Annotated in this window: 22 protein-coding genes; 12 read left to right on the plus strand and 10 right to left on the minus strand. The window is 62.4% G+C overall.

Annotated elements, in window-relative coordinates; all coding sequences use genetic code 11:
- Positions 1-557 precede the first annotated feature (557 nt).
- On the plus strand, positions 558-1,559 hold the full coding sequence (locus LMTR13_RS32000) for an LAPAL motif-containing putative phage structural protein (RefSeq protein ID WP_065731246.1): 1,002 nt from the start codon (positions 558-560) through the stop codon (positions 1,557-1,559).
- 11 nt (positions 1,560-1,570) lie between these two features.
- Here LMTR13_RS32000 and LMTR13_RS32005 read toward each other — a convergent pair whose 3' ends face one another.
- The 5 genes from LMTR13_RS32005 to ggt form a co-directional block, all read right to left on the minus strand.
- A complete protein-coding gene (locus LMTR13_RS32005; protein WP_065731247.1) occupies positions 1,571-1,810 on the minus strand; it encodes a transposase in 240 nt (79 codons plus the stop codon).
- Positions 1,811-1,882: 72 nt separating this feature from the next.
- A complete protein-coding gene (locus LMTR13_RS32010; RefSeq protein ID WP_065731248.1) occupies positions 1,883-2,620 on the minus strand; it encodes an enoyl-CoA hydratase/isomerase family protein in 738 nt (245 codons plus the stop codon).
- Positions 2,621-2,665: 45 nt separating this feature from the next.
- Positions 2,666-3,181, minus strand: a complete 516-nt coding sequence (locus tag LMTR13_RS32015; protein WP_028349528.1) for a cupin domain-containing protein — start codon at positions 3,179-3,181, stop codon at positions 2,666-2,668.
- Positions 3,182-3,376: 195 nt separating this feature from the next.
- Positions 3,377-3,778 (minus strand): FKBP-type peptidyl-prolyl cis-trans isomerase, encoded by a 402-nt coding sequence (locus tag LMTR13_RS32020; RefSeq protein WP_236843515.1) that lies wholly within the window; start codon positions 3,776-3,778, stop codon positions 3,377-3,379.
- A 199-nt stretch (positions 3,779-3,977) separates the two neighbouring features.
- On the minus strand, positions 3,978-5,564 hold the full coding sequence (gene ggt, locus LMTR13_RS32025; protein WP_065733130.1) for a gamma-glutamyltransferase: 1,587 nt from the start codon (positions 5,562-5,564) through the stop codon (positions 3,978-3,980).
- Between the two features lie 203 nt (positions 5,565-5,767).
- Here ggt and trhO point away from each other — a divergent pair, with 203 nt between their 5' ends.
- Together trhO and LMTR13_RS32035 are read left to right on the plus strand one after the other, a co-directional pair.
- A complete protein-coding gene (trhO, locus tag LMTR13_RS32030; protein ID WP_065731249.1) occupies positions 5,768-6,520 on the plus strand; it encodes an oxygen-dependent tRNA uridine(34) hydroxylase TrhO in 753 nt (250 codons plus the stop codon).
- A complete protein-coding gene (locus tag LMTR13_RS32035; RefSeq protein ID WP_065731250.1) occupies positions 6,513-6,728 on the plus strand; it encodes a SlyX family protein in 216 nt (71 codons plus the stop codon). The genes trhO and LMTR13_RS32035 overlap by 8 nt, the downstream gene beginning before the upstream one ends.
- Before the next feature lie 66 nt (positions 6,729-6,794).
- On the opposite strand, the gene LMTR13_RS32040 is transcribed toward LMTR13_RS32035, so the two are convergent.
- Positions 6,795-7,016 carry a hypothetical protein gene (locus LMTR13_RS32040; RefSeq protein WP_065731251.1) on the minus strand — a complete coding sequence of 74 codons (222 nt, stop codon included), beginning with the start codon at positions 7,014-7,016 and terminating at the stop codon, positions 6,795-6,797.
- Between the two features lie 132 nt (positions 7,017-7,148).
- Between LMTR13_RS32040 and hemE the strand changes: the two genes are divergently transcribed.
- Positions 7,149-8,195: a uroporphyrinogen decarboxylase gene (gene hemE, locus LMTR13_RS32045; protein WP_083219312.1), complete on the plus strand. Its 1,047-nt coding sequence runs from the start codon at positions 7,149-7,151 to the stop codon at positions 8,193-8,195.
- A gap of 128 nt (positions 8,196-8,323) precedes the next feature.
- Here hemE and LMTR13_RS32050 read toward each other — a convergent pair whose 3' ends face one another.
- The 3 genes from LMTR13_RS32050 to LMTR13_RS32060 all read right to left on the minus strand — a co-directional run bounded on the left by LMTR13_RS32050 (position 8,324) and on the right by LMTR13_RS32060 (position 11,256).
- Positions 8,324-9,937, minus strand: a complete 1,614-nt coding sequence (locus tag LMTR13_RS32050; RefSeq protein ID WP_065731252.1) for a GMC family oxidoreductase — start codon at positions 9,935-9,937, stop codon at positions 8,324-8,326.
- Positions 9,938-10,045: 108 nt separating this feature from the next.
- Positions 10,046-10,819 (minus strand): enoyl-CoA hydratase, encoded by a 774-nt coding sequence (locus LMTR13_RS32055; RefSeq protein ID WP_065731253.1) that lies wholly within the window; start codon positions 10,817-10,819, stop codon positions 10,046-10,048.
- Entirely contained in the window at positions 10,816-11,256 is a 441-nt protein-coding gene (locus LMTR13_RS32060; protein WP_065731254.1) for a MarR family winged helix-turn-helix transcriptional regulator, read from the minus strand. The genes LMTR13_RS32055 and LMTR13_RS32060 overlap by 4 nt, the downstream gene beginning before the upstream one ends.
- A gap of 174 nt (positions 11,257-11,430) precedes the next feature.
- Between LMTR13_RS32060 and LMTR13_RS32065 the strand changes: the two genes are divergently transcribed.
- Genes LMTR13_RS32065 through LMTR13_RS32100 form a run of 8 tightly spaced genes read left to right on the plus strand, consistent with a single transcriptional unit; the run spans position 11,431 to position 18,180 of the window.
- Positions 11,431-12,186, plus strand: a complete 756-nt coding sequence (locus LMTR13_RS32065) for a GntR family transcriptional regulator (RefSeq protein ID WP_236843205.1) — start codon at positions 11,431-11,433, stop codon at positions 12,184-12,186.
- A gap of 50 nt (positions 12,187-12,236) precedes the next feature.
- Complete coding sequence (locus LMTR13_RS32070) at positions 12,237-13,208, plus strand: ABC transporter substrate-binding protein (RefSeq protein WP_065731256.1); 972 nt, start codon at positions 12,237-12,239, stop codon at positions 13,206-13,208.
- Positions 13,209-13,218: 10 nt separating this feature from the next.
- A complete protein-coding gene (locus LMTR13_RS32075; protein ID WP_065731257.1) occupies positions 13,219-13,974 on the plus strand; it encodes an ABC transporter permease in 756 nt (251 codons plus the stop codon).
- Positions 13,953-14,750: an ABC transporter ATP-binding protein gene (locus tag LMTR13_RS32080; protein ID WP_236843206.1), complete on the plus strand. Its 798-nt coding sequence runs from the start codon at positions 13,953-13,955 to the stop codon at positions 14,748-14,750. The genes LMTR13_RS32075 and LMTR13_RS32080 overlap by 22 nt, the downstream gene beginning before the upstream one ends.
- Before the next feature lie 7 nt (positions 14,751-14,757).
- Positions 14,758-15,558, plus strand: a complete 801-nt coding sequence (locus LMTR13_RS32085; protein ID WP_065731259.1) for an ABC transporter permease — start codon at positions 14,758-14,760, stop codon at positions 15,556-15,558.
- Between the two features lie 11 nt (positions 15,559-15,569).
- Positions 15,570-16,235, plus strand: coding sequence for a polysaccharide deacetylase family protein (locus LMTR13_RS32090; protein ID WP_065731260.1), 666 nt, complete (start codon positions 15,570-15,572; stop codon positions 16,233-16,235).
- Positions 16,232-17,101 carry a fumarylacetoacetate hydrolase family protein gene (locus tag LMTR13_RS32095; protein WP_065731261.1) on the plus strand — a complete coding sequence of 290 codons (870 nt, stop codon included), beginning with the start codon at positions 16,232-16,234 and terminating at the stop codon, positions 17,099-17,101. Before LMTR13_RS32090 ends, LMTR13_RS32095 begins: the two co-directional genes overlap by 4 nt.
- Positions 17,102-17,139: 38 nt before the next feature.
- Positions 17,140-18,180: a 5-methyltetrahydropteroyltriglutamate--homocysteine methyltransferase gene (locus tag LMTR13_RS32100; RefSeq protein WP_197520949.1), complete on the plus strand. Its 1,041-nt coding sequence runs from the start codon at positions 17,140-17,142 to the stop codon at positions 18,178-18,180.
- Here LMTR13_RS32100 and LMTR13_RS32105 read toward each other — a convergent pair.
- Positions 18,173-18,784, minus strand: a complete 612-nt coding sequence (locus LMTR13_RS32105; RefSeq protein WP_065731262.1) for a nuclear transport factor 2 family protein — start codon at positions 18,782-18,784, stop codon at positions 18,173-18,175. The genes LMTR13_RS32100 and LMTR13_RS32105 overlap by 8 nt on opposite strands.
- Between the last annotated feature and the right edge of the window lie 15 nt (positions 18,785-18,799).

The following is an 18,799-nucleotide window of genomic DNA, read 5'->3' on the forward strand; positions in this document are numbered from 1 at the left end:
AACATCAAAAGTGTTGCCACATTGGCAACAAAGGTCTTTGAGGCCTAACGTTTTGTGCATAGGGTGTACACGATTCAGGGACAAACTGTCCTAGAAGCACAAGAGCCGCCCCGGATGGACCCGAGACGGCTCTTGCTCCAAGCCCCGACTATGACGCGGGGTGGTCGGTCCCCTTCCAACCGGACGGGATCGCCAGCTAGGGTGCAGGCACGGTGCTTCTTCCTTCGCAGGGCGTGAAGCATTGTGCCGCTCTAACCCTTGCAACATGGCGCAAGGCGTGACTCCAATGCAAGGCAACAACGCCAATAAATTCATGGGGTTGGGAATCTTTTAAATCTTGACCAGAATCAAGACTCAGCGTCAGCGCAGCGCTGACGTCGCCGATTCGCCAACCCGTGATGAGATCTTGAAGCGGATGCTCAAGATGCCTCCGAAGCCGCACAAGTCGCCTGCCAAGTTGGCGAAGCGGAAAGCCGTCAGGCCCAAAAAGGCTCACACGAAAGACTAGGTTGTGTGTGCGCCGGTTTGATGATCAAAGATTGAGCCGGGGCTGATGGATGTCAAAAGTATCTTTCCAGTTGCGGTACGATGGGCCTGCGCTCTCTGAGCACGGGATGGATGTTGCTGATCTTGCGCCCGCTCTCCTAGCACTAGGAGAGTTGATTAAGCGGGCTAACGCCTCACTTAACGGCGACGCCTCCAAAGTTAATCTGATCGTTCAATCAGACTTTGAGCACAAGTGTTTCCAGGTAAATCTGGAATTGGTGCAATCGATCTTGGCAACGATCGGCTCGTTCCTGACGGATGAAAAAGCGCTGAAGAATGCTCAAACGATAGCGGGTTGGCTCGGGCTGATTGGATTGCCAACCACGGCAATCGGTCTCTTCGCTTATCTTGCCCGGCGAAAGGGTAAGGAGATTGAGAGCGTTGTTCCTGTCACTGATGAAACAACTCTTTCGACCAGTGATTCTCAAGGTACTGTTGCAATCAAGTTTAAGGGCGACGGTGACGGTCATTCTATTGTCGTCAACCAGAACGTCTATCTTCTTGGGGAAGATCCAGTAATCCGAGACTATGCGGCAAAAGTAGTCTCGCCCTTAAGGCGCCAAGGTATCGACACTCTCCAGTTCAATCCAGAGAGCGCTTCAAGGGGAGAGGTCATAACTAAGAGTGATGCCGACGCGATCATTTCTGGTCGTGCTGAATTACAGGCACAGGAAGAGGAAACGTTTGAACCGCAGCCTATCGTTGCGCACCTTCAAGTTAGCCGCCCGGATTTTGAACCTAAGGCCCACATTTGGCGGTTCCGATATGGAGATAAAACGATCTCGGTCGATATTAGCGAGACAGAAATAGCGAAACAGGTGCGCGCGCGAGGTTCAGTCGGGCTGGCAGATACTTGGCGTGTTAGGATGCTCGTAACAGAAAAAAGAACCGCCGGCGGCAACTATAAAAATGAATACAAAATTGCCGAGGTTCTGGATTTTATCCCAGCGCCTCGACAAGCCGCTTTCCGTTTCATTTCTGACGACGAAGACGACGTCAGCGAAGGAACTTAAGAGCCAATTGCTTAGGCGACTTCGGCTTCACTAGGTCTGCGATATATCAACCGCTTGCCAACGATTCCCTGCATCGCTTTGTCGGCGCGCATGCCATCGGTGTAGCCAAGCTTCATGCGGTAGGTGTAACGGAAATAGAATTCCGCGAGATAGCGCTTCAAGTGAGCCTCGCGGACGTGGTGATAGGTGCCGTTGATGCCGCGCCTGAGGATCGAGAAGTAGCCTTCGACGCTGTGTGAGTGAGCAGGCACGCACTCCGCCGGTCGAACACGATCGCGCGATCAGACGGGTCGTGCACGAATGCGCGGGCCCCCGCGGCCTGCCTACCTGCCTTTGAAGTCAGGCTTGCGCTTTTCGGCGAACGCCTTGACGCCTTCCTTGAGGTCGTCGCTGTCGCGCACGACGTCGAGCAGCCGGCGCACCTCGGCGACCGTCTCAAGTGGCCCCTTCGGCATCGCATCGCGCGCGAGCTTCTTCAGGGCTCGAACCACCAGGGGCGCGTTGGCGGCAATCTTTGCAGCCATCTCCTGGGCGAGCACGACATGCTGCCCCTTCGGCGCGACCTTGTTGACGAAACCGATCTGATAGGCCCGCTCCGCCGACATTTCCTCGCCGACCAGCAGAAATTCCATGGCAATCTTGTGCGGCATGCGCGCCATCACCGAAGAGACGCCGCCGGCGGTGGTGCCGATCTTGCCCTCGGGGTAGATGAACCGCGTCGTCTCCGAGGCCACGCACATGTCGGCCATCTGCACCAGCACGAATGCGCCGCCGACGACCCATCCCGACGTCGCGGCGATGACGGGCTTGTCGAGTTCGACGCCCAAGCCGGGCACTGCGTGCCACATGTTGACGGGGAGATCCCTGACGTCGGCGCCGACCGAAAAGTATTTTTCTTCGGACGACGCGAGCACCGCGACGCGGTCGTCGCTTTCGTGAAAGCGGAGCCAGGCCTCGCGCAGTTCGTCACATAACGCATTGTTGAGCGCGTTATGCGCCGACGTGCGGTCCATCGTGATGGTGGCGACATGGCCTGCGCTTTCGTAGCGAACAAGCTTCATGGGATTTCCCCCGCGACATCCGCACGACGACGGCGTTTGTTGTTTTTACTTCTTCTCGGCGGGATCCCGGTGCACCGGATCGACCCACAGCACGGTCTCCGGCTTTTCCACCGGCTCGATGTCGAGATTGATCGCCACCGCCTCGCCGTCGGAGCGCACCAGCACGCATTCCAGCACCTCGTCGCGGCTGGCATTGATCTCCTGGTGCGGCACGTAGGGCGGCACGAAGATGAAATCTCCGGGGCCGGCCTCGGCGGTGAACTGCAGATGTTCGCCCCAGCGCATCCGCGCCTTGCCCTTCACGACATAGATGATGCTTTCGAGATGGCCGTGGTGATGCGCGCCAGTCTTGGCATCGGGCCGGATCGTCACCGTGCCCGCCCACAATTTCTGCGCGCCGACGCGGGCGAAATTGATCGCGGCCTTGCGGTCCATGCCTGCGGTCGAGGGCACGTTGGGATCGAGCTGATTGCCGGGAATGACGCGGACGCCATCATGCTTCCAGCGCTCATCGTGATCATGGGAGTGGTGCGAATGAGTGTGGTCATGCGTGCCGGTCATGGGGCGCCTTCTCGAAATATCGCTTGTCCCGAACGGTATCGAAAACCGGGGCCGCAAACCAGAAGATTAAGGGAGCCGGCGGCGCATAGGCGCCCCGGCTTTCGTCATGGCCGAGCGTACCCCGCCCATTCAACGCCGCCTGGACATCACATCCAGGATCGAGACCTTCACGATCCGCTCTCTCGTAGTGTGCGGTTACTTCACCGCCAGCAATTCGACGTCGAACATCAGCGTCGCGTTCGGCGGAATGACGCCGCCGGCACCCCGCGCGCCATAGCCAAGCGCGGGCGGAATGATCAGCGTGCGCTTGCCGCCGACGTTCATCGACGCGACGCCTTCGTCCCAGCCGGCAATCACCTGGCGCTGGCCGATCTTGAACTCGAACGGCTCGTTACGGTCGACGGAGGAATCGAACTTCTTGCCCTTCTGGCCGTTCTCGTAGAGCCAGCCGGTGTAATGCATGACGCAGGTCTGGCCGGTCTTGGGCGAGGCGCCGGTGCCGACCTTGCTGTCAATGATCTGCAAGCCTGAAGCTGTGGTCATGGGTTTTCCTGCGGTCTGGGCCGATGCCATCCTGATGGCAGCGGGCGTGGAAATCGCGGCCGCCATGGCGGCAAATGCGGTCCGGAAGATCGTGCGTCGCGAGAAGCGCATCTATTGAACCTCTTTCTGGAGAGACGGAGCTTCTAGAGCCTTATCGGTTCTGATTGAATCAGAACCGGGCCCTAGTCTTTTGTCTTGACGCGTTTTCTTCACGCGAACCGGTATCCACTTCGCTCGAAAACGCTATAGACGCTCAGTAGCCGAGCGCGCAACCGTCCTTGCGGGGATCGGAACCTCCGGTCAGCGTGCCCTTGTCCCAATCGATCCAGATCGCCTGGCCGCCGCCGAGCGGACCGACCACGCTGGTGGTCTTGTGGCCGATCTTCTTCAGGCCCTCGACGATCTCGGCCGGCACGCTGTCCTCGAGTTGGTAGACACCCTCGTAGTGCAGGCCGCGCGGCATATCGATGGCTTCCTGCACATCGCAACCATAATCCAGAATATTGGTCAGCACATGCGTCTGTCCCACCGGCTGATATTGCCCGCCCATCACGCCGAACGGCATCACCGCGCGGCCGTTTTTGGTGGCGAGCGAGGGGATGATGGTGTGCAGCGGCCGCTTGCCCGGCGCGATGCAGTTGGGATGGCCGGGCTGGATCCGGAAACCGCCGGCGCGATTCTGCATCAGGATGCCGGTCTTGTTGGAAACGATCGCCGAGCCGAACGAATGCGCGATCGAGTTGATGAACGAGCAGACGTTGCGGTCCTTGTCGACCACGGTGATGTAGACGGTGGACGGATTCATCGGCGGCGCGACGTTCGGCAGATCGAGCAGCCGGTCCATCCTGATGTTCTTGATGTGCTCGTCGGCGAACTCCTTTGCGAGGATGCCAGCGACGTCGACATGGACATGTTGGGGATCGGCGATGTGCTGCTCGCGCATCATGTAGGCAATGCGCGCGGCCTCCGCCTCGAGATGAAAGCGCTCGACACTGAGCGCGGGAAACTTCGTCAGATCGAAGCGGGAAAGGATATTCAGCATCACCAGCATGGTGATACCAGGACCGTTCGGCGGGCACTGCCAGACATCGTGGCCCTTGTACATCGTGCCGATCGGGGACGTCGTCTCGGTCGAATGTGCGGCGAAATCCTCCAACGTGTGGAGGCCACCGATGCCGCGCAGGGTTTCCACCATGTCGGCAGCGATCTCTCCGGTATAAAACGCATCGCGGCCGTTCTTGGCGATGGCGCGCAAGGTCTTGCCCAGTTCGGGCTGGTGGATCACGTCGCCGGCGATGGCTGGCTTGCCATGCGGCAAGAGATAGCGCTCGGTGTTGGTGCCGTTCTTCAGCTTTTCGAACTGGTTCTTCCAGTCGAAGGCGATGCGCGGCGCGACGACATAGCCTTCCTCGGCGGCCTTGATCGCCGGCTGCAGAAGCGTGTCGAGCCCCATCTTGCCATGGTCACGCAGGATCGTATCCCAGGCGTCGATCGCGCCGGGAATGCTCACCGCATGTGCCGAGGTCAGCGGTACCGAATGGATCTTGCGTTCGAGGTACCATTCGGCCTTGGCCGCCATCGGCGCGCGGCCGGAGCCGTTATAGGCAACGATCTTGCCCTCGCCCCTGGGCTGGATCAGCGCGAAGCAATCGCCCCCGATACCGGTCGATTGCGGCTCGATGACGCCGAGCAGCGCGCAGGCCGCAACCGCGGCGTCCGCCGCCGTGCCGCCCGCCCGCATCACGTCGATTGCGGCCAATGCGGCCTCCGGATGCGACGTCGCCACCATCGCGTTCTGGGCATGGACCGTGGAGCGGCCGGCGAAATGGAAATTCCTCATCGCGAGTTGCTTTCTTTGCAGCGTTTCTTGAGCATCCCGCGGGAGCATCGGGCGGGTTTACAGACGGTTCTTTGGCATATTCATCCCCGGCAGGGCAATGGCTGGCATGCCAGCCATACCCCAATGTCGTCCCTGCGAACGCATGCGAACGCAGGGACGACCATGGGGTTTCCCCTGCCCGGCCCGCCTGATAAACGGTCGCCATGCCACTCAAAGTCGCCGCCTTCTATCAATTCGCCGCGCTGCCGGACTTCCGGGAGCTGCGCGAACCGCTGCGCTCGTTTGCTGCAGGCCTTGGGCTGAAGGGCAGCGTGCTGCTGGCGCATGAGGGCATCAACGGCACGGTTGCGGGCGGAGATGCGAGCATCGACGCGTTCGTCGGCGAATTGCAGCACGGCGCCCTTTTCAACGGCCGGCTCGGCAATCTCGAACTCAAGTTTTCGACCGCTTCCGAGATGCCGTTTCGGCGGCTGAAGATCCGGCTGAAGAAGGAAATCGTCACGCTCGGAGATACTGCGGTCGATCCGACCCGACAGGTCGGCACCTATGTCGAGCCGTCAGACTGGAATGAGCTGATCGCAGCGCCCGACACGCTGGTCATCGATACCCGCAACGTGTTCGAGGTGGCGATGGGGACCTTCGAAGGCGCGCTCGACCCCGGCATCAAGAGCTTTGGGCAGTTCAAGGAATTCGCCGCGCAGAAGCTCGATCCGGCGAAGCACAAGCGGATTGCAATGTTCTGCACCGGCGGTATCCGATGCGAGAAGGCGAGCGCCTATCTGCTGGCGCACGGATTTGACGAGGTCTATCATCTCAAGGGCGGCATTCTCCGCTACCTCGAGGGCGTACCGGAGAATGAAAGCCGCTGGCGCGGCGAATGCTTCGTGTTCGACGAACGCGTGGCGCTGGGCCACGGCCTGCGGCAGCGACAAGGGAACGATGGCGCCCATGAATGACGTCACCGCACTGAGCGAGCGCATCGACGCACTGGAAGTGCGGGCGACGTTCCAGGAGGACACGATCGAGGTGCTGAACCAGACGATCACCGCACAGTGGCACCAGATCGATGTGTTGACGCGCCAATTGGCCGAACTGAAGGAGCGGCTGCGGGAAGCCGAAAGCAACTTGCCCGGCCCGGCGAACGAGCCACCGCCGCATTATTAAGCAGAAACGGCCTCCCTTGGGGAGGCCGTTTGCCAGTGCGAAATGGATTAGCGTTGTCGTTTTGCATTAGCGGAAAACGGCACGAACCTTGTGCCACAGCGATGGTTTCTCATGTTCGTGATCGGCTTTCGATGGCGCCGGTTGTGCAGCGCTCACGGGATCTGATGCCGGAAACGTGTCGACCAGCCCGGCCTCGAGCTTTTCCTGGATTTCCCGGTCGGCCTTCAGCGCTTCGCGGGGATCGTCGGCGTGCTTGTCATGCGCAGCAGGATTGAACTTCTGGGCCATAGGTACCTCCATGAATGAGATAACGGCCCCGTTTTATGCCGGTTCCACGTTCGCCCTCGGTATCCGTCCTTGGCCTCGAGGGAACCTGCGTGTATCAGAGGCGCATCAGCCGCGCCCGCAGGAATCTACGTTTTGTCCCAGAAATCAGCCGTGAAACCTTTTATCGAAGTGCTCTCCGGCCACAGGCAGAAGGTGCCGCCGGTATGGATGATGCGACAGGCCGGTCGCTATCTGCCAGAATATCGCGAGCTGCGCGCCAAGGCGGGAAGCTTTCTCGACCTGTGCTTTACGCCGGAGCATGCCGCCGAGGTAACGCTGCAGCCGATCCGCCGTTTCAACTTCGATGCGGCGATCATCTTCTCCGACATTCTCGTCGTTCCCTATGCACTCGGCCGCTCCGTGCGCTTCGAGGCCGGCGAAGGTCCGCGGCTCGATCCGCTCGATACTCCGGAGCAAGCGGCGGCGCTCGCGCGTCATGCCGATTTCACCAAGCTCGAACCTGTCTATGAAGCGCTACGCCGCGTGAAACGCGAGCTCGCACCTGAGATCGCGCTGATCGGCTTCTGCGGCGCGCCGTGGACGGTCGCAACGTACATGGTTGCGGGACAGGGCACGCCGGACCAGGCGCCGGCGCGGATGATGGCCTATCGTCATCCCGAGGCGTTCGCTGAAATCATCGACGTGCTGGTGGAGAATTCAATCCAGTATCTGCTCGGCCAGCTCAAGGCCGGCGCCGATTGCTTGCAGATCTTCGACACCTGGGCCGGCGTGCTGCCGCCGCGCGAATTCGAGCGCTGGTCGATCGACCCGGCGAAACGCATCGTTGCCGGCGTGCGCGCGCAAGTACCGGATGCCAAGATCATCGGCTTTCCCCGCGGCGCCGGCGCGCTGCTCCCGGCCTATGTCGAAGCGACCGGCGTCAATGCCGTCAGCATCGACTGGGCGGCCGAGCCGTCCTTGATCCGCGAGCGCGTGCAAAACCGCGTCGCCGTGCAGGGTAATCTCGACCCCCTGGCGTTGATCGCAGGCGGCGCTGCACTCGACCGCGCCGTCGACGACGTGCTGGCGAACTACGCAGCGGGACGATTGATCTTCAACCTCGGCCACGGCATCCAGCCGGAAACCCCGATCGCCCATGTCGAGCAGATGCTCGAGCGGGTGCGGGCGTACAGGGGATAACGAAAGCCCCGCCGTCATGCCCCGCGAAGGCGGGGCATCCAGTAACCACCGCCTTACGTTAGAATCGAGAGTTCACGGCGTACTGGATCATCCGCCTTCCGCGGATGATGACATCGGCGTACGCCTAACTACCGCGCATCCTCCAAAATCATGTCGGACGCCTTCTCCGCGATCATGATGGTCGGCGCATTGGTATTGCCCGACATCAGGTCGGGCATGATCGAGGCGTCGACCACGCGCAAGCCCTCGATGCCGCGCACGCGAAGCCGCTGGTCGACGACCGCGAGGTCGTCGCTGCCCATCCGGCAGGTCGAGGTCGGGTGATAGACCGTACTGCCGGTGCGGCGGCAGAAGTCCAGCAGTTCGTCGTCGCTCTGTACCTTCGAACCCGGATCGACTTCCGAGACCGCGTAAGCCTTCAGCGCAGGTGCTGCGAGGATCTTGCGCAGGATGCGGATGCCGTCGATGAAAGCGCGGCGATCGGTTTCGGTGGCGAGGTAATTGATGCGGATTTGCGGCGGCACCGAAGGGTCCGCGCTCCTGATACGCAGCGAGCCGCGGCTTTCGGGGCGTAACTGGCAGACGGAAGCGGTGAAGCCGGAAAGCGCATGCAGCTTCTCGCCCATCTTGTCGGTCGAGAACGGCAGGAAGTGGATCTGAATGTCGGGTGACGCCAGCCGCGGGCTGGTCTTGAAGAAAGCCCCCGACGTGCCGGCCGCGATCGTCAGCGGTCCCTTGCGCAAGGCGGCGTACTGAATGCCGGCCATCATCTTGCGGATCGGGTTGTTGACGACATCGTTGAGCGTGCATTTTTGCGAACAGCGCGTGATCAGGCGGACCTGCATGTGGTCCTGCAGATCGTTGCCGACGCCCGGCGCGTCGAGCACGACCTCGATGCCGTGCTGCCTCAGGAGATCCGCCGGTCCGACACCGGAGAGCTGCAGCAGTTGCGGCGAATTATATGCGCCGCTGGAGACCAGAATTTCCTTTCGCGCGCGCGCCGTGCGCACGCGGCCTTCCTGCTTGTATTCGACCGCCTTGGCGCGGCGGCCTTCGAACAGGAGGCGCTGCGCCAGCGCCGAAGTCTCGATGTGCAGGTTGGGCCGCTTCCTGGCGGGACGAAGATAGGAGAACGCCGTGCTGGCACGACGGCCGCGCCTTGTCGTGGTCTGGAAAAATCCCGCGCCCTCCTGGGTCGCGCCGTTGAAATCGGGGTTGGTCGGAATGCCGGTCTCGGCGGCGGCGACGACAAACGCTTCCGACAACGGATCGTGATGCCGCCAGTCGGATACCGGCAGCGGCCCATCGGTGCCGTGATATTTGTCGGCGCCACGCTGCTGGTTCTCGGCCTTCTTGAAATAGGGCAGCACGTCGTCATAGCCCCAGCCGGCATTGCCGCGCTGCCGCCAGCGATCGTAATCCTCATGCTGGCCGCGCACATAGAGCAGGCCGTTGATCGAGCTGGACCCACCAAGCACCTTCCCGCGCGGCTGGAACACCTGCCTCCCGTGCAGACCCGGTTCCGGCTCGGTCTGGTACATCCAATTGACGGATTTTTCCTTGAACAGTTTTCCGTAGCCGAGCGGCACGTGGATCCAGAGATTGGTATCCTTCGGTCCGGCCTCCAGCAGCAACACGGAATGCTTGCCGTCGGCGCTCAGGCGATTGGCGAGCACGCATCCGGCCGATCCGGCGCCGACGATGACGTAGTCGAATTCGGAAGCTTCATTATTCTTGTTCATTTGTTTCCCCCGCAGGCGGCCCAAAGAGGTAGCTGGGCCGCCACGGGCGGTCAATTGCCTCGCAGTCGCAGGCGGGGAAAAACGATCTTCAATTGCAGCCGGCGCCGGCTAGCTGGCCAGTTTCAAAAAGTCCGGCGGCCGGCGCTCGGCGAACGCGACAAAGGCCTCTCGCGCCTCCATCGTCTTCAGGCGAGCCGCGAACTGCTCGCTCTCCGCCTTGATCTGCGCCATCAGAAGTTCCGGATTGCGCATCAGCTGTTTGGTCGTGCTGACGGCGCCCGCCGGCTGTTTCGCCAGACGGGACGCGAAAGCCTTCGCTTCCGCATCGAGCTTGTCGAGCGGCACCACACGGTTGGCAAGTCCCCAGGCGAATGCGGATTTGGCATCGACCGCCTCGCCGAGCGCGAACATCTCGAAGGCGCGGGCATAGCCGATGCGGAGCGGCATCAACAGGCTGGAGGCGGCTTCCGGCACCAGCGCGAGATTGACGAACGGCGTCGACAGCAGGGCATTCTCCGCCAGCACGACGAGATCGCAATGCAGGAGCATCGTGGTGCCGATGCCAACGGCGCGCCCCTGTACGGCTGCGACCAGCGGGCGGCTCGAATGTGCAAGCGCCTGCAGGAAGCGGCCGACATGCCGCTCGCCCTGAAGTGCGCCGGTCGCAATGGCTGCAAACTCGCCGACGTCGTTGCCGGCGGTGAACATGTCGCCCTCGCCGCGGATCAGCAGCACGCGCACGGAAGGATCGGTCTCTGCAGCCTCGATCGCATCCGCCAGCGCGCCGTACATCGCATTCGTAAGTGCGTTTTTCTTGTCGGGCCGAGCCATCGTCAGGCTCAAAATCCCGTCGCTCTTCTCGATCTTGATATGCTCGGTCATTCGTCTTCTCCTCTGGGAAATCTGCTTTGCATTGTGGTGAGCCAGCGCGCGACGACATCGATCTCGGCTTCGGTAAATCCTTCCGTGAGCCGCGCATTGACCTCGGCGAGCCCCGCTTTCGACTGAGCCATCGCTGTGCGGCCAGCCGGCGTCAACCAGAGACGCCACGCGCGCCCGTCATCCGGATCGGCCCGCCGCTCGATGAGGTTCGCCGCCGTCATCCGGTCCACCAATCCGCTGATGCCGGGCGCGCCTAGATCAAGCGCCGCACCCGCCTCGCCCATCAGCACGCCGTCGCGCTGGCCCAGGATAAACAGCAAGCCGACCTGCGTGGCAGTCACGCCGCTATTCTGCCTCCGCGCCGCCATCCAGCGCTGCAGCCGGCGCTGCGCGACGTTGAGCAGGAACACCAACCGGTGCTCGCGACGCGGGCTCATATCGATGAAGCGAATTTATTTCGCATGCGAACTATCTAAACCAAGCGTAGGGCGGTGTCACGATGATTTTGATCCGGCTCGTCGCGAGATAATCGGGGCTCGTAGGCCTAAAGCGAACAGGCGGAGAAGAAAATAACGGATAGACAGCGACTTAGCAGAAAAATCGATTTTCGATTGACGATCTCATCTACTCGCGCCAAGCTGCCCGCCATGAGCAGTATCGGGTTGAGTTTTGGCGAGCGCCTCGCCGACGAACGGCCGCGAAGCCTGACCTCCGCCGTTCAGGAACGGCTGCGCGCGGATATTCTCTCGACCCGGCTCCTGCCCGGCCAGAAGCTGCATATCGCCGGACTCGCCAAGCAGTTTTCGGTCAGCCTCGCCGCGGTGCGCGAGGCACTGTCACGGCTGGTCGCGGATGGTTTGGTGCAAGCGTCCGACCAGCGCGGCTTTCGTGTCAGCCCGGTATCGCCCGCCGACCTCAGGGACGTGACGCAGACCCGCGTCGATATCGAAGGTCTGGCGCTGCGCCGCTCGATCGAGCGCGGCGACGCGGCATGGCTTGCCTCGGTCGAGAAATCTTTCGCAGCCCTCTGCGCCGTGCCCTACACCTACCCCGACGACCCGACCCATCATTACGAGGAATGGGTGGTGCGGCACCGCATCTTCCATCGCACGCTGGTGAACGCCTGCGGCTCGCAATGGCTGCTCGGCTTCCGCGACGTATTGCACGAGCAGAGCGAGCGCTATCGAAGGCTTGCGATCCGGCGCAACACCGAACACACACGCGACGTCGGGGCCGAACACGCGGCAATCGTGCGTGCCGTGCTCAAGCGCGATGCCGATGCCGCGGTCGGGGCGCTCTCGAAGCATTTCATGACGACCATGCACCTCGTCGAGCTCGCTACGTTCGGAGGTGGCGACACTGTCTGATCGACCGTTCGAAGACCAGATCAAATCAAGAAAACAAAGGGAACGTCACAATGGAAATCACGCGACGCCACATATTGGGAACGATTGCCGCCGCCGCCGTGCTAAGCGCATCAGGCACGGTGCAAGCTGCCGATACCGTCCGCATCGGGCTTCCGACGAAAACCTACTGGCCGACGACGATCGCGGAAACCGCGGTGCGCCAAAAACTGTTCGAGAAGGAAGGCATCTCCGCGGAACTTACGATCTATCGCGGCGGCGCCGAGACCTTCGAGGCAATGGCAGCGGGCGCCGCCGACGTCATTCTCGATGCGACCTCGCTGGTATCGGCCGGGCGCAAGAAGGGCGTGAATTCCAAGGTGCTGGCGAGCGCCGCCACGGGCTATTACGGCTGGCAGTTGATGACGCTTTCGAAATCGACGCTTGGGGTGAAGGACCTGAACGGCAAGAAGGTCGCCATCACTTCCGCCGGCTCCGGCTCCGACCTGCTGGCGTTGTGGACCCAGCAGGACAAGAAGATCGAATTTACCCGCGTCCCCGTCGGCGGCGGCGGCCTGGTACCGAACCTGCTCGCCGGCAATGTCGACGCTGCCGTCGTTTATTCGCCGCTGAGTTTCCAGATCTCCAAATCGGGCGAAGCGCGCACCGTCCTCGACTTCTCCAAGGAAGTGCCGCCGAACCTCGCCGCCGGCTGGATCGCGCTCGACAAATACGTGCAGGAGAAACCGCAGTTGGTGCAGAAGACGCTGAATGCGCTCTATGGCGCGCTGATGTTCATGCGTGCCAACAAGGATGCTTCCGTCAAGCTGATCACCGAACTCTATGAAATTCCCGCCGAGATCGCCGCGCTGGAATATGAGAACACGATCATGAAGCTGGAAACCGACGGCAGCATGGATGGGCCGAAGATCGCGGAGCAGCTCCAGCTCGCGCTCGACATGGCCAAGGCCGGCGGCATGAAGGACCTTGGGCCCGCTGCCGAGATCATCTCGACGCAGTTCAAACCGGTTCCGACCAAGTTCTGAGGCAGGCGCGATGCGAGCAGGCCTTGGCGTAAAGGCGGCGCGGGTCGCCATCGTGGTGGCGCTGTTTGCGATATGGGAGATCCTGTCGCGGACCGGCATCGTCAATCCGCGCCTGCTTCCCTCCGCCACCGATACGCTCGCAACGCTGGGCGATCTCCTGCAGCGGGCGAGCGTGCGCAAGGATCTCGCGGTCACCGCGAGCGAGGTGGTGACCGCGTTCGCGCTCGCCGTTCCCGTCGGCGCGCTGATCGGCTTCCTGATCGCGGAGAATCGCTATTTTGCCGAGGTGGCAAAGCCGCTGCTGTTCTTCGCGTTCAGCATTCCGAAGTCAATCTTCCTGCCGATGTTCATCCTGGTGTTCGGAGTCGGCTTTTCGCAGAAGGTGGGCTTCGGTTTCTTCTCGACGATCTTCATCGTGATCATGTCGACCACGACCGCGGTGGAGTCGGTCAAGGTCGAGCATTTGACCGTGGCGCGTTCCTACGGCGCGACGCCTGTCCAGACCGCGTTCCGGGTATATCTGCCTAGCATGCTCCCCGTTCTGCTGGAGGCGTTGCGGATTTCGATGATCTTCAATCTTACCGGCGTCATCCTCGCCGAAATGTACGCCTCGCGCGACGGGATCGGGCACCAGATTGCGACTTGGGGCGAGAACTTCCAGATGAAGCAACTGCTGGCCGGCGTGGTGATGATCGCGGCCATCGCGATTGCCTTCAATGAACTGGTCAGATGGGTGGAGACACGATGCAGCCATTGGCGAACATAACTCCGCTGAAGCCGGCCGGCGCGATCGAAGTCCGCAATGTCGGGCAGATCTTCAAGACCACGACACAGGATGTCGTGGCGCTGGAAGACGTTTCGCTCGACGTCAAGCCCGGCCGCTTCGTCGTGCTGGTCGGCCCGAGCGGTTGCGGCAAGTCGACGCTTCTGATGATGATGGCGGGTTTGCGCCAGCAGACCTCCGGCACGATCACCATCAGCGGCGCGCCGATCCCCGAGCCCGATCCGAACCGGGTCGGCGTGGTGTTTCAGGAGGCCAGCCTGTTTCCCTGGCTGACGGCGGAAGAGAATGTCGAGTTTCCGCTGGCGCTGCGTGGCGTCACAAAAGCCGATCGCCGCGCCAGGGCGCAGGATGCGTTGAAACTGGTCGGCCTCGACGGCTTTGGCAAGCGCCATCCGCATGAACTGTCCGGCGGCATGAAGCAGCGCGTCTCGATTGCGCGCGGCCTGGTGCAGGACCCGCCGGTGCTGTTGATGGACGAGCCGTTCGCCGCGCTGGACGAACAGACCCGGATGACAATGGGCGACGAGCTGCTGCGCATCTGGGCGGCGACCGGCAAAACGGTGGTGTTCGTCACCCACAGCCTGACGGAGGCGGTCTATCTCGCCGATGAGGTGATCGTGATGTCGCCGCGCCCCGGCCGCATCGTCGATCATCTGCAGGTCTCGCTGCCCCGCCCGCGTACCTACGAGATGCTGAGCGGCGACGCCTTCGGCAGCCTGCGCGACCGCATCTGGCGACACATCCGCAAATCGGCGTGAGGCAGAGATGAGCGCGGCAACGCTTCGCAGATTGATCGTGATCGGCCTGATCGCGCTGTGGGAAATCCTGCCGCGCGCCGGCTTGATTCCGGAACTGTTTCTGCCGTCGCTATCATCCACGCTCGCGGCCGGATGGAACGAGGCGGGCGAATACGGCCACGCCCTTGCCGTCACGCTCTACGAAGTCGCGATCTCGATGGCGTTCGCCTGCGGCGGCGGCATCCTGCTCGGCGCCATCGTCGGCAGCCTGCCGCGGCCGCGCATCCTGATCATGCCGATGGTCTCGAGCCTCTATGCGGTGCCGCTGGTCATCCTCTATCCCGTCTTCACGGTCTGGCTCGGCATCGGCTCGGAATCCAAGATCGCATTCGCTTCGATCTATGGTTTTCTGCCGACAATGCTGGCGACTGCCGCAGGCATCCAGACCATCGATCCGCAGTTGCTGCTGGCCGCCCGCAGCATGGGCGCGACGCTGAGCCAGCGGCTGGTTCGCGTCATCATTCCGGCGGCGATCCCGACGGTGCTGTCGGGACTGCGCGTCGGCGGCGCGCTCGTGATCGTCGGCGTGGTGGTATCGGAAATGCTGATCTCGTCCGCGGGCATCGGCTATCTGATCTCGCGCTACCGCACCATTCTCGACAGCCCGCACGTGTTCGCCGGCGTGCTGTTGGTGCTGGCGATGGCGGTCGCCTTCAACGCCGCCATCAAATGGATCGAGCGCAAGGCCGCGATTTGGCAGACCGGCACACGCGCCGGCCAAGAGTCCGCGGGCGAAGTCGCGCCGGCTGCCCTGCAGCCTGCGACCTGACGGAGGGCTGCGTGTTCGACCTGACGCTGACATTCGACAACGGTCCCGAGCCCGGTGTCACGCCGCGCGTGCTCGATATCTTACGCGAACGCGGCATCAAGACGACCTTCTTCGTGATTGGCGAAAAGCTCGGCGATGGTGAACGCCGCCGGCTGGCCGCACGCGCGCATGATGAAGGCCACTGGATCGGCAATCACACCTTTACGCACACCGTGCCGCTCGGGCAGCAACGCGATCCGAACGCGGCACAAAGCGAGATCGGCCGGACGCAGGACGCGATCGGCGATCTTGCCCACGCGCAGCGCTGGTTTCGGCCGTTCGGCGGTGGCGGCAATCTCGATCAGCGGCTGTTGAAGCCCTCCGCGGTCGACTATCTCATCCGCAACAGGCATAGCTGCGTGCTCTGGAACGCGATCCCGCGCGACTGGGACGATCCCGACGGCTGGGTCGACCGAGCCCTCGAGCTGTGCGGCTCGCAGCCGTGGAGCCTGATGGTGCTGCACGATCTTCCGAGTGGCGCCATGGATCACCTCGAACGCTTTCTCGACCGCGCAGCGGAAACCGGCGCGCACTTCCATCAGGACTTCCCGCCGGACTGCGTCCCGATCCGGTCGGGCGAGATCGTGCTGCCCATCCAGCCCTACGTTTCCAACGTCGAAGAGAGTGTCACAACATGAGGATCGCGAGTTTCAAGGCAGGTCAGACGGCAACCTACGGCCTGGTCACGAACGCAGGCATTATCGATGCCGAAAAACGGCTTAAGGCTTATCCGACCCTGAAGTCGCTGCTCGCCAGGGGATCGCTCGACGAACTGAAAGCACTGCAGAGTGAGCGTCCCGATTACGCATTGGCCGAAATCGAGCTGCTGCCGACCGTGCCCGATCCCGACAAGATCTTCTGTATCGGCGTCAACTACGCCACGCACCTTGCCGAGAGCGGCCACCCCACACCGCCGCACCCGATGATCTTCACCCGTTTCGCCAATAGCCAGGTCGGCGGCGGCCAGCCGATGATCCGGCCGCTGGAATCCGAACGTTTCGACTTTGAGGGCGAGATGACCGTCATCATAGGCAAGGCCGGCCGCCGGATTTCGCGCGAAGAGGCGCTGGCGCATGTCGCGGGCTATGCCTGCTACAATGACGGCAGCATCCGCGACTGGCAGCGCCACACATCGCAGTTCGCGCCGGGAAAGAATTTTGTCGGCACCGGAGCGTTCGGGCCGTGGATGGTCACGACGGACGAAATCCCCGATATCAGCAAGCAGGCCATTACGACCCGTCTCAACGGCGTCGAAGTGCAGGCCGCGCCGATCTCGGACCTCGTGTTCGATGTCCCAGCCTTGATCGCCTACTGCTCGACCTTCACCGAACTGGTTCCGGGCGACGTCATCGTCACCGGCACGACCGGCGGCGTCGGCGCCTATCGCACGCCGCCGCTGTGGATGAAGGATGGCGACGTGGTCGAGGTCGAGGTATCCGGCATCGGCGTGCTGCGCAATCCCGTGAAGGACGAGGTCGCAGCGGCCGCAACGCGCGCGGCTTGAAGATCGAAGAGCGCAATAACAAGAACACGGAGACGATCATGAACCTGCCAAAACACCTGCTTCCCACCACCGTCGTCGGCAGCTACCCGCAGCCGGAATGGCTGGTCGATCGCGCGATGCTGTCAAAGGTCGTGCCCCGCACGCGCCTGCATGCGATGTGGCGGCTGCCCGCGGAGCATCTGGAGGAAGCGCAGGACGACGCCACCATCGTTGCAATCAGGGACATGGAGCGCGCCGGCATCGACATCGTAACCGACGGCGAAATCCGCCGTGAAAGCTATTCCAATCGCTTCGCCACTGCACTTGAAGGCATCGATGACGAAAATCCGGCGATGATCACGTCGCGCAGCGGACACGAGACGCCGGTGCCGCGTGTGGTCGGTCCGGTAAGGCGCCGCGGCCCGGTCGAGCTGCACGACATGGAATTTCTGCGGCAGAATACCGATCAGGCGGCCAAGATCACCCTGCCCGGCCCGTTCACGATGAGCCAGCAGGCGAAGAACGAGTACTACAAGGACGATGAAGAACTGGCGATGGCATTTGCCGAAGCCGTCAACGCCGAAGCGCTGGATTTGCAAAAGGCCGGCGCTGACGTGATCCAACTCGACGAGCCCTGGGTGCGCAACAACCCGGATCTCGCGCGCCGCTACGCCGTCAAGGCGATCAACCGCGCCCTGCACGGCATCACGGTGCCGACCGTGGTGCATCTGTGCTTCGGCTATGCCGCAGTCGTCCCCGGCTCGACCAAGCCGGCCGGCTATTCCTTCCTTGCTGAACTTGCCGACACAAGCGCCGAACAGATTTCGATCGAGGCGGCGCAGCCGAAACTCGACCTCGGCGTGCTCAAGGACCTGTCGTCGAAGAAGATTATGCTCGGCGTGCTCGACCTCGGCAATCCCGAGATCGAATCCGCGGATCTGGTAGCGGACCGCATCCGCAACGGCTTGAAGCATGTCGCGGCCGACCGGCTGGTCGTCGCGCCCGATTGCGGCATGAAATACATGCCGCGCCACGTCGCGTTTGGGAAGCTGAAGGCGATGTGCGACGCGGCAGCAACCGTACGCAAGGAGATCAGCTAAGCGGCTTGCCTTGCAGCCACGCCGCGCCGCGCGCATACAAAGCCTCGACCTCGGGTCCCTTCAGGCCTGGCATGTCTCGCTTCACCGTATAGCCGATGCGGGTCTGCAAATAGGCGAGATGGCGGTAACCCGGCGGGAATTGCTCGAGGAGAGCCTTGTCCAGCACCGGCGCCGTGCCCGGCGTGACGGGGTCCATGCGGTCCTTCTCATAGATCGGCTGGCGCAGCACGATACCCCAGCGCCCCTCCCGCTTTTCGAGAAAGTCGTAGAATCTCCCGGTGCAGAGCACGTCGCACAGGACGCCCTCGACCTCGGCACGCTGTGAGATCGTCATCTTGGTCTGCGCAATCGCGCGGGCGCCCGCGAGGTCGACCGAGATGCCGCCGAGGAAATGCAGGATGCTGATCCCCTTGGCCCAGGCCTGCTTGCTGATTTCGATGAACTCGTCGCCGGTGCCCTGCGTCCAGGTCGCCATCATGCGGCCGTCCGGATGCCAGACCGTGCGAAAACGCTCCCAGTCTCCGGCATCGCGCCAGATCGCCCAGTTCTGCAACAATTCCCGGATCCGGCGATCGTCTTCAACCTCGGCGTGACTTGCAGGCATGCGGGCACTCCCCTT

Origin of the sequence: Bradyrhizobium icense (assembly GCF_001693385.1) — a bacterium.
Taxonomy (GTDB): Bacteria; Pseudomonadota; Alphaproteobacteria; order Rhizobiales; family Xanthobacteraceae; genus Bradyrhizobium; species Bradyrhizobium icense.

Bases quoted from the DNA above. Each gene is read 5' to 3' on its own strand.
- LMTR13_RS32010 (WP_065731248.1), bottom strand. From the start codon at position 2,620: ATGAAGCTTGTTCGCTACGAAAGCGCAGGCCATGTCGCCACCATCACG.
- LMTR13_RS32015 (WP_028349528.1), bottom strand. From the start codon at position 3,181: ATGACCGGCACGCATGACCACACTCATTCGCACCACTCCCATGATCAC.
- LMTR13_RS32070 (WP_065731256.1), top strand. From the start codon at position 12,237: ATGGAAATCACGCGACGCCACATATTGGGAACGATTGCCGCCGCCGCC.
- LMTR13_RS32105 (WP_065731262.1), bottom strand. From the start codon at position 18,784: ATGCCTGCAAGTCACGCCGAGGTTGAAGACGATCGCCGGATCCGGGAA.
- ggt (WP_065733130.1), bottom strand. From the start codon at position 5,564: ATGAGGAATTTCCATTTCGCCGGCCGCTCCACGGTCCATGCCCAGAAC.
- LMTR13_RS32055 (WP_065731253.1), bottom strand. From the start codon at position 10,819: ATGACCGAGCATATCAAGATCGAGAAGAGCGACGGGATTTTGAGCCTG.
- LMTR13_RS32080 (WP_236843206.1), top strand. From the start codon at position 13,953: ATGCAGCCATTGGCGAACATAACTCCGCTGAAGCCGGCCGGCGCGATC.
- LMTR13_RS32050 (WP_065731252.1), bottom strand. From the start codon at position 9,937: ATGAACAAGAATAATGAAGCTTCCGAATTCGACTACGTCATCGTCGGC.
- LMTR13_RS32085 (WP_065731259.1), top strand. From the start codon at position 14,758: ATGAGCGCGGCAACGCTTCGCAGATTGATCGTGATCGGCCTGATCGCG.
- LMTR13_RS32060 (WP_065731254.1), bottom strand. From the start codon at position 11,256: ATGAGCCCGCGTCGCGAGCACCGGTTGGTGTTCCTGCTCAACGTCGCG.
- trhO (WP_065731249.1), top strand. From the start codon at position 5,768: ATGCCACTCAAAGTCGCCGCCTTCTATCAATTCGCCGCGCTGCCGGAC.
- LMTR13_RS32040 (WP_065731251.1), bottom strand. From the start codon at position 7,016: ATGGCCCAGAAGTTCAATCCTGCTGCGCATGACAAGCACGCCGACGAT.
- LMTR13_RS32100 (WP_197520949.1), top strand. From the start codon at position 17,140: ATGAACCTGCCAAAACACCTGCTTCCCACCACCGTCGTCGGCAGCTAC.
- LMTR13_RS32035 (WP_065731250.1), top strand. From the start codon at position 6,513: ATGAATGACGTCACCGCACTGAGCGAGCGCATCGACGCACTGGAAGTG.
- LMTR13_RS32000 (WP_065731246.1), top strand. From the start codon at position 558: ATGTCAAAAGTATCTTTCCAGTTGCGGTACGATGGGCCTGCGCTCTCT.
- LMTR13_RS32095 (WP_065731261.1), top strand. From the start codon at position 16,232: ATGAGGATCGCGAGTTTCAAGGCAGGTCAGACGGCAACCTACGGCCTG.
- LMTR13_RS32075 (WP_065731257.1), top strand. From the start codon at position 13,219: ATGCGAGCAGGCCTTGGCGTAAAGGCGGCGCGGGTCGCCATCGTGGTG.